This is a genomic window from Pseudomonas sp. NPDC090203 (assembly GCF_044746765.1).
In the GTDB taxonomy this organism is placed as follows: Bacteria; Pseudomonadota; Gammaproteobacteria; order Pseudomonadales; family Pseudomonadaceae; genus Aquipseudomonas; species Aquipseudomonas putida_AD.
In genome coordinates, this window is the sequence record NZ_JBIVCV010000023.1 from 1 (window position 1) to 14,214 (window position 14,214).

The 14,214-nt window shown below is 60.8% G+C and carries 11 protein-coding genes; 8 read left to right on the plus strand and 3 right to left on the minus strand.

Annotated elements, in window-relative coordinates:
- Positions 1-323 precede the first annotated feature (323 nt).
- Entirely contained in the window at positions 324-1,745 is a 1,422-nt protein-coding gene (locus ACIPO9_RS27105) for an MFS transporter (RefSeq protein ID WP_274136662.1), read from the minus strand.
- A 280-nt stretch (positions 1,746-2,025) separates the two neighbouring features.
- Here ACIPO9_RS27105 and ACIPO9_RS27110 point away from each other — a divergent pair, with 280 nt between their 5' ends.
- The 3 genes from ACIPO9_RS27110 to ACIPO9_RS27120 all read left to right on the plus strand — a co-directional run bounded on the left by ACIPO9_RS27110 (position 2,026) and on the right by ACIPO9_RS27120 (position 7,097).
- Positions 2,026-2,382, plus strand: coding sequence for a YkgJ family cysteine cluster protein (locus ACIPO9_RS27110; protein ID WP_400784419.1), 357 nt, complete (start codon positions 2,026-2,028; stop codon positions 2,380-2,382).
- A gap of 155 nt (positions 2,383-2,537) precedes the next feature.
- Complete coding sequence (locus ACIPO9_RS27115) at positions 2,538-4,760, plus strand: putative bifunctional diguanylate cyclase/phosphodiesterase (protein WP_400784420.1); 2,223 nt, start codon at positions 2,538-2,540, stop codon at positions 4,758-4,760.
- Positions 4,761-4,910: 150 nt separating this feature from the next.
- On the plus strand, positions 4,911-7,097 hold the full coding sequence (locus tag ACIPO9_RS27120) for a hypothetical protein (RefSeq protein ID WP_400784422.1): 2,187 nt from the start codon (positions 4,911-4,913) through the stop codon (positions 7,095-7,097).
- Between the two features lie 308 nt (positions 7,098-7,405).
- Here ACIPO9_RS27120 and ACIPO9_RS27125 read toward each other — a convergent pair whose 3' ends face one another.
- A complete protein-coding gene (locus ACIPO9_RS27125) occupies positions 7,406-7,714 on the minus strand; it encodes a DUF2288 domain-containing protein (RefSeq protein ID WP_274136656.1) in 309 nt (102 codons plus the stop codon).
- Positions 7,715-8,044: 330 nt separating this feature from the next.
- On the opposite strand from ACIPO9_RS27125, the gene ACIPO9_RS27130 reads away from it, so the two are divergent.
- From ACIPO9_RS27130 to ACIPO9_RS27150, 5 genes are all read left to right on the plus strand, one after another.
- Positions 8,045-9,172, plus strand: a complete 1,128-nt coding sequence (locus ACIPO9_RS27130; protein WP_274136654.1) for a branched-chain amino acid ABC transporter substrate-binding protein — start codon at positions 8,045-8,047, stop codon at positions 9,170-9,172.
- A 217-nt stretch (positions 9,173-9,389) separates the two neighbouring features.
- Complete coding sequence (gene livH / locus ACIPO9_RS27135; RefSeq protein ID WP_274136652.1) at positions 9,390-10,319, plus strand: high-affinity branched-chain amino acid ABC transporter permease LivH; 930 nt, start codon at positions 9,390-9,392, stop codon at positions 10,317-10,319.
- Positions 10,316-11,578 carry a high-affinity branched-chain amino acid ABC transporter permease LivM gene (locus ACIPO9_RS27140; RefSeq protein WP_400784423.1) on the plus strand — a complete coding sequence of 421 codons (1,263 nt, stop codon included), beginning with the start codon at positions 10,316-10,318 and terminating at the stop codon, positions 11,576-11,578. The genes livH and ACIPO9_RS27140 overlap by 4 nt, the downstream gene beginning before the upstream one ends.
- Positions 11,578-12,345 carry a high-affinity branched-chain amino acid ABC transporter ATP-binding protein LivG gene (livG, locus tag ACIPO9_RS27145; protein WP_274136650.1) on the plus strand — a complete coding sequence of 256 codons (768 nt, stop codon included), beginning with the start codon at positions 11,578-11,580 and terminating at the stop codon, positions 12,343-12,345. Before ACIPO9_RS27140 ends, livG begins: the two co-directional genes overlap by 1 nt.
- The gene (locus ACIPO9_RS27150; protein WP_400784425.1) at positions 12,346-13,047 is read left to right on the plus strand and encodes an ABC transporter ATP-binding protein; all 702 of its coding nucleotides are present in this window, start codon (positions 12,346-12,348) and stop codon (positions 13,045-13,047) included. It begins immediately after the preceding gene.
- 155 nt (positions 13,048-13,202) lie between these two features.
- On the opposite strand, the gene ACIPO9_RS27155 is transcribed toward ACIPO9_RS27150, so the two are convergent.
- The gene (locus ACIPO9_RS27155; protein ID WP_274136648.1) at positions 13,203-14,111 is read right to left on the minus strand and encodes a LysR family transcriptional regulator; all 909 of its coding nucleotides are present in this window, start codon (positions 14,109-14,111) and stop codon (positions 13,203-13,205) included.
- Positions 14,112-14,214 lie beyond the last annotated feature (103 nt).

Genomic DNA, 14,214 nt, shown 5'->3' on the forward strand with positions numbered 1-14,214 from the left:
CCGCGGTGTGTCAGCCGACATCTTCATCAAAGATAGATCGCCATCGCGAGCAAGCTCACTCCTACAGGGGGCCGTGGTGTGTCAGTCAGACAGCCGTCGCCGATCCACCGCCATCGCGGGCAAGCGCGCTCCTACAGTGGTGCACATCTGTAGGCGTGAGCTTGCTCGCGATTGCGGTCTGCCAGGTGGCATGCTCATCCCAGACACACCGCTAACGCTGTAGGAGCGCGCTTGCCCGCGACTGCGGTGTGTCAGCCGACATCTTCATCACTGATAGATCGCCATCGCGGGCAGCGCGCTCCTACGCAGGGCGGTGGTGTCAGTCAGACAGCCGTTGGCCCATCCACTGCCGTGGCGGGGGAGCGTGGTTCCGGGATTGTCGTGCCTTCGCGCATGCGCTGTGCATCGCGGCTGAAGCATTTGGACGCCCGCACCAGAAACACCAGGGCAAAGAACAGCGCCACCGGGATCAGGTACATCGCGTCATGCAGGCCCACGGCCTTGAACGGCTCGGTCATCTGTTCGACCTGCGCGGCGTACATCGCCGAATGCGCAAAATGATCGGACAGCAACCCCACCACCACCGGCCCCAATCCTCCGCCCAGCAGGTACAACCCGGCAAAGAACAGCGCCATCGCCGTTGCCCGCAAACGCGGTTGAACCACGTCCTGAATCGCGGTGTAGACGCAGGTATAGAAGTTGTAGGAAAACAGCCAGCCAACGCTGAACACCGCAACGAACACTCCAATCTCGATCCGCCCGGCATGCAGCGCGTAACCGGTGCACACACTGGCCACCGCCATGCTCAGCGCGGCAAACACCAGTCGCCCGCTGGCCCAGCGCTGATGCACCTTGTCCGCGATCCAGCCACCGGCGGTCAAGCCCACAAGCCCGGTCACGCCGACGATCATCCCGGTCGCCATCGCCGCTTCCTGCAAGGGCAGCAAGAAATAGCGCTGCAACATCGGCACCATGAACGAGTTACAGGCGTAGGTGGCGAAGTTGAACGCCAGTCCCGCCAGCACCAGCCAACGAAACGTCGGGATCGACAGCACGCGGCGGATGGGCCGGTCGATCTTCTCCTGGGACGTCGCCACAGCTTCCGCCGCGCCGCGCACCGGTTCGCGAATGAAGAACATGAACACCGCCAGGATCAGCCCTGGCACGGCGGCGATGAAGAACGGAGCGCGCCAGCTGTCGAAAGCCTTGACCATCGCCCCGATGGTGAAGAACGCCAGCAGCAACCCCAGCGGCAAGCCGAGCATGAAAATGCCCATGGCCCGGGCGCGGCGGTGTGCCGGGAACAGGTCGCCGATCAATGAATTGGCAGCAGGCGCATAACTGGCTTCGCCAATCCCCACGCCCATGCGCACCAGTAGAAACGTCCAGAAGCTGCCGACCAGGCCGTTGACCGCCGTCAGCCCGCTCCAGGCCGCTAGGCCCCAGCCCATCAGTTTGCTGCGCGAGCCGGTATCGGCCATGCGCCCCAGCGGCAGGCCGGCGACGGCATAGACCAGGGTGAACGCCGTGCCGATGATGCCGAGCTGGAAATCGCTGAGCAGCCATTCCTTGCGGATCGGCTCGATGATGATCGCCGGGATGGTGCGATCAAAGAAGTTGAACAGGTTGGCCAGAAACAGCAGAAACAGCACCCGCCACGCGTTCGCCGCTTGAGTCGAATGATCCATGTGTCGATCTCTTTTATTGTTATCGGGCCAGACACAACCAAGCCAGGAATCTGGAATCTAGTCAGGGTTGGCAGGTCTGTCTGTGATCATTCGCGGGGTTGATACCTCAGCATCGGCCTGCGCCCGTAGCAGCACGGCTTGCCGGCGGGAGCGGTGGATCAGCCAATGATGTACTGCCTGACACGACGCCCCCGCCGGCAAGCGGAACGCCGCCCGGCCGGGCTGCTACGGGCGCCTGAAAATATAGTCTTCAGCCCCCCTTCCCAGCCGCAATGGAAAGCCTAGAATGAGCGTCCAACCGATCCCCCCTCCCTCCCCTCTTTCGTAGTTCATCGCCATGTCCGATGTCAGCCCGTGCCTGAATTGTGGTGCCTGTTGTTCATACTTTCGCGTGTCTTTCTTTTGGGGTGAATGTGCATCGGCGGGCGGGACAGTGCCGGACGATCTGGTCGCCAGCATCAGCCCCAGCCGCGTGGCGATGCTGGGCACTGATTGCAAGTCGCCGCGCTGTACCGCGCTGGAGGGTGAAGTCGGCAAGGGCACTCATTGCTCAATTTATGAACAGCGTTCCAGCCCCTGCCGGGAATTCGAAGCGTCCTGGACCGATGGCATCCATAACGCCGACTGCGATGCAGCCAGGGCGGCCTTCGGATTGGCCCCCATTGAACAGCCAACCCTGATAGCCGTCGCCTGAACCTTTGGATCTATCGAAGCAGGGTGTTATTGCGAAATAGTTAGTACGTTCGTCTCCCAACAGGTGTTTCAAACCCGGCCATCTCTATAATCATTGCAAAGTGCCATCAGCTACCCGACTGAAGGCGCTCCGGCAGTGAACACATGGAGTGGGCTATGGATTGGCTGGGTATGCACTTGCTTTCGTCGATGCCGGCAGATGGCCGGATGCTGCTGGACTGCAGCCACGATCCTCTGCTGGTCCTGCTCGCGTATGTGGTGGCCTGCGCCGCCAGCTTCGCCACGCTCGACATCGCCGAGCGGGTCGGGCATGTCGACCATTTCAAGGCCAGGATTCGTTGGCGCGCGCTCGGTGCCCTGTGCCTGGCTGTGGGCATCTGGGCAATGCATTTCATCAGCATGCTCTCCTTCAAGGCCCCGCTGGACATGCATTACGAGCTGTCCGTGACCGTCGCCTCGCTGGCCATCGCCCTGATTGCCGGCATGGTGGCCATGGAAGCGCTGAGCCACCCATCCCTGCGCCCCACGCAATACCTCGTCGCCTCGGTCCTCATGGGCCTGGGCATCGCCGCGATGCACTACACCGGCATGGCCTCGATGCGCTCAGGCGCCACCCAGTACTACGAGCCTGCGCGATTCACCGCCTCGATCATCATTGCCATCGCCAGCAGCTGCGCCGCGCTGATCCTGGCCATGCGCCTGCGCAGGGGCAGTGGCGTGCTTCATCAACGGCTCAAGTACGGCGCCAGCCTGGTGCTCGGCGCCGGCATCGTGAGCACGCACTTCATGGGCATGTGGGCGTTGCACCTGGTGGTCCCTGCCGACGCGCAATTGCAGGTCTCGACCACCGAAAACAGCCTGCAACTGGCACTGACCATTACCCTGATCGTGCTGCTGATCATCGTTGGCAGCGTCAGCGCCGCGCTGGCCGACAAGAAGCTGCAAGCCAAGGAGCGCGACCTGCGCCGGGTCAATGCCCTGCTCAGCCAGCTCGACCAGGCGCGGGTTTCCTTGCAGCAGGTGGCGCATTACGACGCCCTGACCAACCTGATCAACCGACGCGGCTTCAACCAGATCTTCGCCGAGCGCCTGCGGGAACAGACCCAGGCCGGGGGCAAGCTGGCGGTGATGTTTCTGGACATCGACCACTTCAAGCGCATCAATGACAGCCTGGGACATGACGCGGGGGACGAGTTGCTCAAGGTCATCGCCGAGCGCATTCGCAACGCGACCCGCGCCAGCGACGTGGTGGCGCGCTTCGGTGGCGACGAATTCTGCATCCTCATGGCGCTGCACCATAACAACAACGAAGCGCTGGCTCTGGCCCAGCGCGTCATGCAAAAGATGAAAGACCCGATTGCGCTGTCCGGCCGGCGCATGGTCATGACCACCAGCATCGGGATCAGCGTTTTCCCCGACGATGGCCAGACGTGCGAAGAGCTGCTCAAGCACGCCGACCTCGCGCTTTACCAGTCCAAGGGAAACGGTCGCAACAGCACGCATTTCTTCAGTTCCAACCTCAGGACCAAGGCCAGCCTGGAACTGCATCTGGAAGAGGAGTTGCGCGCGGCCCTGCACGAAGAAAGCGGCCTGCAGCTGTATTACCAGCCCATCGTCGACCTGCGCACCGGGCACGTGGCAAAACTGGAAGCGCTGGTGCGCTGGCAGCACCCGACCCACGGCCTGCTGACGCCGGACCGCTTCATCGGCATCGCGGAAAACAACGGCCTGATCGCCGAACTGGACAACTGGGTCTTGCGCCGGGCCTGCCGTGACCTGGGCCAGCTCACTGAACCGGGATTCGATCATCTGGTGATCGCGGTGAACTGCTCGGCCTTGAACCTGGCCCGCGAAGAGTTGCCCGCAGAGGTCGACAGCGCGCTGAAACAGGCCGGCGTCGCACCCGGCAGGCTGGAACTGGAAGTGACCGAAAACGCCCTGATGGGCAATATCAGCAACACCATCCTGCTGCTCAAGCAGATCCGCGCGCTGGGGGTCGGGCTGTCCATCGACGACTTCGGCACCGGCTACTCGTCCCTGGCGTACCTCAAGCGCCTGCCGCTGGACACGGTCAAGATCGACCGCTCGTTCATCATCGACATTCCCAAATCGCCACAGGACATGGAAATCGTCCAGGCGATCATCCTCATGGCCCACACGCTGCATCTGAAAGTGGTCACCGAAGGCGTGGAAACCCCGGCACAACTGGAGTTTCTCAGTACATACGGCTGCGATTACGTGCAAGGCTACCTGTTCAGCAAGCCACTGCCGCTCAGGGACCTGGGCCCGGTGGTGGAGCAACTGAACCGCCCCCACGTCGCCGCGTTGCGTGCTGCGGCCTCCCAGCCCGACACAGAGCCTTTGCCTGTAAAAGCCTGATCGTCCGAGGCAGCTCGCGGAGGGGTTTCCCCTAGGCACCGCTAGGGTTGGGCCCTATCGCTAGCCATCGATGAGCCGCTGTAAAGTCCGGCTTTCTTTTCTGTGATGGCGCGTTGACACCTGTGCGCCATCCTTCAGGCATGGCAGGCAATGACCAATAAAACCGAGGCAGCAGGCGCTGTATCCGAACTTCTGCAAACCGTACTCGATCAGCACAGCGTGGCGCCCCATGGCGATTACCGCCCGCAACCGGTGCCTGCCCAGTCGTACCTCTATTTCACCGAAACCGACACTGACCGCATCCTCGACAACCTCGACGGCCTGCGCGACATGGTGTTTCCACCGTCGATCCACTTCGAGGAAGCGCAAGACCGCAGCGATCAGCAGTTCCCTTCGGTCTGCCTGATCGGCCTGGGCCGCTGCGGCTCGAACATCGCGCTGGACGTGGCGGAGCTTGTCTATAACGCCCGCACCTTCTACCTGAACCAGTTGAATAACGATGACCGCCTGCGTGACGACAAGGGCTACAGCCCCGCACGCTGGATTCGCAACAACCTGCGTCTGGTGCAGAACAAATCCAGCAAGCCGGTGTTTCTGGTCGAACCGCTGGTGATGCTCGGCGACCTGGACAAGGACATCGCCGGGCGCATCCGTTTTTCGCGCAAGGGCGAGAAAAGCGGCTTCATCAAGGACTACAGCAAGATGAAGATCATGGACCTCTCGGAGGTTCATGCCGGCGGCGCCGGTAACGCGCCGATCCTGGGCCAGTATCTGGCCAAGATCATCCTCAACAAGGACACCGAGCACTTCTCCAGCGCCGACTGGAAGCTGATCCACTCCTACCTGATCGACTCCTGCGGCATCAAGGCCAACCAGTCGCGCCTGTACTTCTACATCTTCAGTGCAGGGGGCGGTACGGGTTCGGGGATGGCCTCGGAATTCGGCCTGGCCCAGCAGTTCTCGTACATGAACAAGACGTTCGACACCAAGCCCGCCAGCGAGAACGACAGCAAGCGCGGGCGCTCCTTCGTGTTCGAGCCGATCTTCACCAGCGGCATCTGCGTTCTGCCGAACATTTCCGACCATCGCAGCGAAATGTCGGAAGCCCTGCACATCAACGCCGGACGGCTGCTGTGCAAGTATCTGGCAGAGGAATGGGATTTCTCGTACAACTTCGAGAACGAAGACAGCAGCGAAGCCAGCGTCATGGGCCGCATCCGGCCATGGAACGCGATGATGCTGATTTCCAACGACATCATGCGCTACGCCGAAGAGAGCGATGACGGCATCATCGAAAACATCGACGTCAACGCCATGGAGCGTCACGCCAACCAGTACATCTCACAACAGATATTCAACATTCTGACCGCCCAGGCGGTCACCACTGACTACGACCAGAACTATTTCCGCAGGGCTGGCATCGACATCGGCGAGACCATTCGCCTGGACGCCAACGACCTGTTCATGAGCCTGGCAGGCCCGGTGGCGATTGCCTACGCAGAATCCGTGGTGCCGGAAACCCCGCTGCCGGGCTCGGACAAGCTCAAGCTGTTCGAGAAAGAACAGCCGCGCCTGGACATCGACGACCTGTTCTTCCGCTCCATCGACCTGCCGCATTTCAACAAGATGACCCAGGCCATCGAAGGCATCAGCCTGCTGCCGATCGAATCGCGCCGGTATCGCGCGGCGCTGGAGCAGTACAAGGCATCCGGTTACGACGCTGCGGCGCTGCATGACCTGCATTTCTTCAAGAACTGCTCGTCGGTGGTGTCGATTGTCTCGCTGCCCAAGGACTACAAGCTGTCCTATATGGATCTGAACCGGCTCAAGACCCACCTCAACAGCCTGTTCCCCAACACCACGCTCAAGCGTTACGCGCTGGTGATCGGCGCCTCGGCCAACCTGTCGCTGACCACCCTGATCGCCAAGAGCCCGTGCCTGTCAGACGATTTCCTGACCCTGATCGTCGCGTTCATCAAACGTTGCTTCGCCAGACAGCCGTATCGCTTCGACGACACGCTGGACAACTCGATTCTGGATTTCATCATGAGCGATGAGTTCGACGAAGATCGCATCGATGATCTGCTCAATGAATACGAAAACCCGGCAAAAATTCTCGACACCAACTGGTATGCGATCAAACCGATGTACGAGAAGAAGTACCGCGAGCTGATCGACGACAAATCGCGGTTCATCTCGATCAACGACATCCGGATTTCCCGGGAGAGCGTGAAGAAGGCGGTGAAGTATTTGCGGGAGATTTACCGTCACCGGATTGGCAAGACGCGGGTGATTTCGTTGAATCAGCATACGGGGAAGACGGGGTATTTGGGGTGAGATTGCTGGGTTTCGGATTGAAATCGCCACATTGATGCCCTGGCGGGCCTATCGCGGGCAAGCGCGCTCCTACATTTTTTGCAACGAACCGCATTCTGATAAACCGAGTGGTCAGCCTTTAAAGGCTACCGACGCGGTCCATCAGGCCATGGCACGTTGCAACAAATGTAGGAGCGCGCTTGCCCGCGATTAGCGCCCGACAGGGCATCAGGGTAAGAAGCCGAAGCCAACCCGAACTGCTACCCACCACACCCCAAGGTTACCTACCTACCCACTTTGCCATCATGCAAAGCACCAAATCGGTGCGCTCAAGCCTGCGGCGCCCTCTCCTGGATCAACACCCAAGGCGCCACCACCACCGCCCACAGCGGCGGATCGCGCTCCAGCAGGTCCAGAGCCGTTGATTCAGAGACCTTCCCGACCTCCCCCGAGGCCAGCCACGCAGCCACTTTTGCCTCAGCATTTTCGGCAAAAGCCTCGGCCACGGCGATCAGATCCTGCGAGGGTTCGACCCACAACAGGGCACCCTTGGCAAAGAACGGTTGCAATTCTTTCCACGTGATTGAAGCCGTTTCGCCAAGCAGCTTGGCATAGAGGGTGCTAGGTTCTTGCGTCATGGGTTTCACCGTCTGGAAATTCGGCGCAAATGATACCGCCGCCTTCCCTGCGCTCAAACCCGGATTCAAGTGATTGATTGCAGAGAACTTCGCTCAGGCCGATAGATTGAGTGACCCGGTTGGGGAATCCACCGGCTTGATTGTGTATCTTTCTTTCGATTAAGCGACATCAACAGGTTTTGCCCCCCGCAGCCAGCTTTTCAAGCGCTCGACCGGCGCTCTAAACTGTTCCGGTACAGTTGCCTGGGGTAAGGCCTGGATAAATCAATCCGGTCCTGCAGCTTCTGGCCGTCAGGATTATAAAAACTACAAACGCAAGAGTGGAGCATCATGACTAAGGGTATTAATCAGATTTCCAAGTTGTTTGCCGCACTGGTTCTGGCGGGGGTTGCCAGTCACTCGTTCGCAGCCGACACCATCAAGATCGGCATCGCCGGCCCTAAAACCGGTGCTGTAGCCCAATACGGCGACATGCAGTTCAGCGGTGCCAAGATGGCCATCGAGCAGATCAACGCCAAAGGCGGCGTGGATGGCAAGAAACTCGAAGCCGTTGAGTACGACGACGCCTGCGATCCGAAACAAGCCGTAGCCGTGGCCAACAAAGTGGTCAACGATGGCGTCAAGTTCGTGGTCGGCCACCTGTGCTCCAGCTCCACCCAGCCTGCGTCCGACATCTACGAAGACGAAGGCGTGATCATGATCACCCCAGCGGCCACCAGCCCGGACATCACCGCCCGTGGCTACAAGCTGGTCTTCCGCACCATCGGCCTGGACAGCGCCCAGGGCCCGGCCGCTGGCGAATACATCGCCAAGCAGGTCAAGCCGAAAATCGTTGCGGTCATCCACGACAAGCAGCAGTACGGTGAAGGCATCGCCACCGCCGTTAAAACCACTCTGGAAAAAGACGGCGTGAAAGTCGCCCTGTTCGAAGGCATCAACGCCGGCGACAAGGACTTCTCCTCGCTGATCGCCAAGATGAAACAAGCCAACGTCGACTTCGTCTACTACGGCGGCTACCACCCTGAGCTGGGCCTGATCCTGCGCCAGGCACAGGAAAAAGGCCTGAAGGCCGGCTTCATGGGTCCGGAAGGCGTGGGTAACGCCTCGATCTCGCAGATCGCCCAGGACGCTTCCGAAGGCCTGCTGGTGACCCTGCCGAAATCCTTCGACCAGGACCCTGCCAACAAGGCGCTGGTTGACGCGTTCAAGGCCAAGAAAGAAGACCCGAGCGGTCCTTTCGTGTTCCCGGCCTACGCCGCTGTCGAAGTGATCGCCGAAGGCATCAAGACCGCCAAGTCCGAAGACACCGCCAAAGTGGCCGAAGCCATCCACAAAGGCACCTTCAAGACGCCTACCGGCGATCTGTCCTTCGATGCCAAGGGTGACCTGAAAGACTTCAAATTCGTCGTCTACACCTGGCACAAAGATGGCACCAAGACTGAAGCCCCTGTGAAGTAATCGCAGCCTTCATGCTTACCCGAAGCCCACTGCAACCGCAGTGGGCTTTGTTTTAGCTGGGACGCGGGGTTTCACAAGAACCCCGATGCCCTGAACATCTTGAAACCGCACCAGTGAATCACTGGGCTCGTGCCGAACGCGGACGTAGATCACGACGCGCGAGCGGGAAAAAGACTTCACCAGTGAAACACCGAGAAGGTTTTTAGGAGCGCGGCAAATGCCCGAGATAGACATCTATCATTTTTTCCAACAGCTGGTTAATGGCATGACCATTGGCAGCACATACGCCTTGATCGCCATCGGCTACACCATGGTCTACGGCATCATCGGCATGATCAACTTCGCCCACGGCGAGGTGTACATGATCGGTTCGTACGTGGCGTTCATCGCCCTGGCCGGCCTGACCATGCTGGGCCTGGACAGCCTGCCCCTGCTGATTACTGCCGCGTTCGTCGCCAGTATCGTGGTGACCAGCGCCTACGGTTACGCCATCGAACGGGTCGCCTACCGCCCCCTTCGCGGCAGCAACCGCCTGATCCCTCTGATTTCGGCGATCGGCATGTCCATATTCCTGCAGAACACGGTGTTGTTGTCGCAGGACTCCAAGGACAAATCGATCCCCAACCTGATCCCTGGCAACTTCGTGTTCGGCCCGGGTTCGACCCATGAAGTCGTGATCTCCTACATGCAGATCCTGATCTTCATCGTCACCGTGGTCGCCATGCTCGGCCTGACCTGGTTCATCTCCCGCTCCCGCCTGGGCCGCGCCTGCCGCGCCTGCGCCGAAGACATCAAGATGGCCAACCTGCTGGGTATTAACACCAACAACATTATCGCCCTGACCTTCGTCATCGGCGCTGCGCTGGCGGCAGTGGCTGCGGTCCTGCTGAGCATGCAGTACGGCGTGATCAACCCCAACGCCGGTTTCCTGGTCGGCATCAAGGCCTTCACCGCAGCGGTACTGGGCGGTATCGGCAGTATCCCGGGCGCGATGCTCGGCGGTCTGGTGCTGGGTGTGGCTGAAGCGTTTGGCGCCGATATCTTCGGCGACCAGTACAAGGATGTGGTGGCGTTCGGTCTTCTTGTCTTGGTGTTGTTGTTCCGGCCAACCGGCCTGCTCGGCCGTCCGGAGGTTGAAAAAGTATGACCAGGAATCTCAAATCGGCCCTGTTCAGCGCTGTACTGGTGCTGCTGGTTGCCTACCCGATCCTCGGGCTCAAGCTGGACATCGTCGGGGTCAACCTGGCGGTCGTCGGCGCCACCACCAACACCTTGCTGGTGATCTTCGGCGCAGCGCTGCTGATGTTCCTGCGCGTGCTGTACAACGAGCAGATCAGCGCCATGTGGCGTTCGAGTCCGCAGAAGCAGCTGGTGTCCTCGCGCGCCAGCAACTTCATGACCCTGCCGTCGACCCAGCGCTGGTTCCTTGGCGCGATCATCATCGTGGCACTGGTATGGCCGTTCTTCGGCTCGCGCGGCGCGGTGGACATCGCGACCCTGATCCTGATCTACGTGATGCTGGGCCTTGGCCTGAACATCGTGGTTGGCCTTGCAGGCCTGCTGGACCTGGGTTACGTCGGCTTCTACGCGGTCGGCGCCTACACCTATGCCCTGCTGCAGCACTACTACGGCTTCGGTTTCTGGATCTGCCTGCCACTGGCCGGCCTGGCTTCGGCCACGTTCGGTTTCCTGCTGGGCTTCCCGGTACTTCGACTGCGAGGTGACTACCTGGCCATCGTGACTCTGGGCTTCGGTGAAATCATCCGTCTGTTCCTGCGTAACCTGACCGACCTCACCGGCGGCCCGAACGGCATCAGCAACATCGAAAAGCCGACGCTGTTCGGCCTGACCTTCGAGCGCAAGGCGGCTGAAGGCATGCAGACGTTCCACGAGTATTTCGGCCTGGAATACAACTCCGTCAACAAGGTGATCTTCCTGTACCTGGTCGCCCTGCTGCTGGCACTGGCGGCGCTGTTCGTCATCAACCGCCTGCTGCGCATGCCGATCGGTCGTGCGTGGGAAGCGCTGCGTGAAGACGAGATCGCCTGCCGCGCGCTGGGCCTGAACCCGACGATCATCAAGCTCTCGGCGTTTACCCTGGGTGCTGCGTTTGCCGGTTTCGCCGGTAGCTTCTTCGCGGCGCGCCAAGGCCTGATTACCCCTGAATCCTTCACCTTCCTGGAATCGGCGATCATCCTCGCCATCGTGGTACTGGGCGGCATGGGTTCCCAGCTGGGCGTGATCCTGGCGGCCGTGGTGATGATCCTGCTGCCTGAATTGCTGCGCGAATTCAGCGAATACCGGATGTTGGGCTTCGGCGCCTTGATGGTGCTGATGATGATCTGGCGTCCTCAGGGCTTCCTGCCAATGCAGCGTCCCGTCATGAAACTCAAGGGGGAACGCTGATGAGCCGTCCACTTCTGCAAGCTTCGGGCTTGAGCATGCGCTTTGGCGGCCTGTTGGCGGTCAACGGCGTGGGCCTGACCGTCAACGAGAAACAGGTCGTGTCGATGATCGGCCCCAACGGCGCCGGCAAGACCACCGTGTTCAACTGCCTGACCGGCTTCTATAAACCGACGGCGGGCACCATCCTGCTCGACGGCGAGCCGATCCAGGGCCTGGCCGGTCACGAGATCGCGCGCAAGGGCGTGGTGCGGACGTTCCAGAACGTGCGCCTGTTCAAGGAAATGACTGCGGTGGAAAACCTGCTGGTTGCCCAGCATCGTCACCTCAACACCAACTTCCTGTCCGGCCTGTTCAAGACCCCGTCGTATCGCAAGAGCGAGCGCGAGGCCATGGAATACGCCGAGCACTGGCTGGACGCGGTCAACCTGAAGGAATTCGCCAACCGCCCTGCCGGCACCCTGGCCTATGGTCAGCAACGCCGTCTGGAAATCGCCCGCTGCATGATGACTCGCCCGCGCATCCTGATGCTCGACGAGCCGGCGGCCGGCCTGAACCCCAAGGAAACCGAGGACCTCAAGGCGCTGATCGGCCTGCTGCGCAACGACCACAACGTGACCGTGCTGCTGATCGAGCACGACATGAAGCTGGTCATGAGCATTTCCGACCACATCGTCGTCATCAACCAGGGCACGCCCCTGGCCGACGGTACGCCCGAGCAGATCCGTGACAATCCTGATGTGATCAAAGCCTACCTGGGGGAAGCGTAAATGCTGCAGTTCGAAAACGTTTCCACCTTCTACGGCAAGATCCAGGCGCTGCACGGCGTCAGCATCGATGTGCAACAGGGTGAGATCGTCACCCTGATCGGCGCCAACGGTGCCGGCAAGTCGACCCTGCTGATGACCCTCTGCGGATCGCCCCGCGCCCACAGCGGCAGCATCCGCTACATGGGCGAGGAACTGGTGGGCCTTGAGTCGTCGGTGATCATGCGCAAGAGCATCGCGGTGGTGCCTGAGGGCCGCCGTGTGTTCGCCCGCCTGACCGTCGAGGAAAACCTGGCCATGGGCGGGTTCTTCACCGACAAGGGCGATTATCAGGAGCAGATGGACAAGGTGCTGTCCCTGTTCCCGCGCCTGAAGGAACGCTTCAACCAGCGCGGCGGCACCATGTCCGGCGGTGAACAGCAGATGCTCGCCATCGGTCGTGCGCTGATGAGCAAGCCCAAGCTGCTGCTGCTCGACGAGCCGTCGTTGGGTCTGGCACCGATCATCATTCAGCAGATCTTCGAGATCGTCGAACAGTTGCGCCGTGACGGGGTGACCGTGTTCCTGGTCGAGCAGAACGCCAACCAGGCCCTGAAAATCGCCGACCGCGCCTACGTTCTGGAGAACGGCCGGGTGGTGATGCAGGGCTCGGGCGAGGAGTTGCTGGTCGATCCGAAAGTGCGGGATGCCTACCTGGGCGGTTAAGGCCCCCCATTGGGTATGGGTACAGGGTTATCGTGTATACGCGATAGCCTTGTAGGAGCGCGCTTGCCCGCGATTGCGTTGGTTCAGCAACTCAGATGTTGTCTGGCACACCGCCGTCGCGGGCAAGCGCGCTCCTACAAGAATGGCGTCGTTGGTCAGAGGTTTTCCAGCGCCAGCGTCCTGCGCTCGAACCAGTCGGTCAGGTAATCCGCCATCACCTGAATCCGCCTCGGCAACTGCCCTTCGAACGGATGCACCATGAACAGCGACGACACCGGCGTCTGATACTCGCGCAACAACCACTTCAACCGGCCGTCATTGAGCTCGTCATGCACCATGTACGACGGCAGCCGCGCAATCCCCGCCCCCAGTAACGCAGCCTTCTTCAGCAAGCCGTAGTGGTTGCTGGCGAACGTCCCGCGCACGTTGATCCGCGTCAGTTCGTGATTCTGGTGATAAGCCCAGGTTTCCCTGCCCGCGTAATGGCTGTTGAGCAGGCAACGGTGCACCCGCAGGGCCTCCGGCGTCTGTGGCTGGCCGTGCTGCTCCAGATAAGCGGGACTGGCACAGGTCAGTTCCTGCAGCGACAGCAGCGGCTTGGCCACCAGTCGCTCGTCGATGCCGACACTGGAACGAATCCCCAGGTCGAAGCCGTCGCGGCGCAAATCCCGGAACTGGTTGTTCAGGTCCAGCTCGACCTGAAGGTCGGGATAGCTTTTGGCGAAATCCGTCAGCACGCCTTCGAAGAAAGTCTCACCCAGCGAAACCGGCACCGTCAGCCGAACCGTACCGCTCAGACTTTCGCTGAGGTAGGCCACGGCGTCGCGAATCCTGTCACGCTGGGCCAGCAGCGCCCGGGCCTCGGGAAGCAGGATCGCCCCGGCCGAGGTCAGCGTCAGGCTGCGGGTGGTGCGGTGCAGCAGGATCACCCCGTAGCTCTTCTCCAGCTTGCTGATGCGCTTGGACAGCTGGCTGGTGCTGGTGTCCAGCCATTGCGCGGCCAGGGTGAAGCTGTTGGCCTCCACCAGCAGGGCGAACGCCGCCAGGTCCTCCATTTCGCTCATGATTGTTTCCTTTTCGACAACCCGAGGTTGCCGTCCGCCCCCTTTATCGCGATGACGAGCGCGGCACACACTGTGGACCTGACTCACTCACCCAAAGGACAGC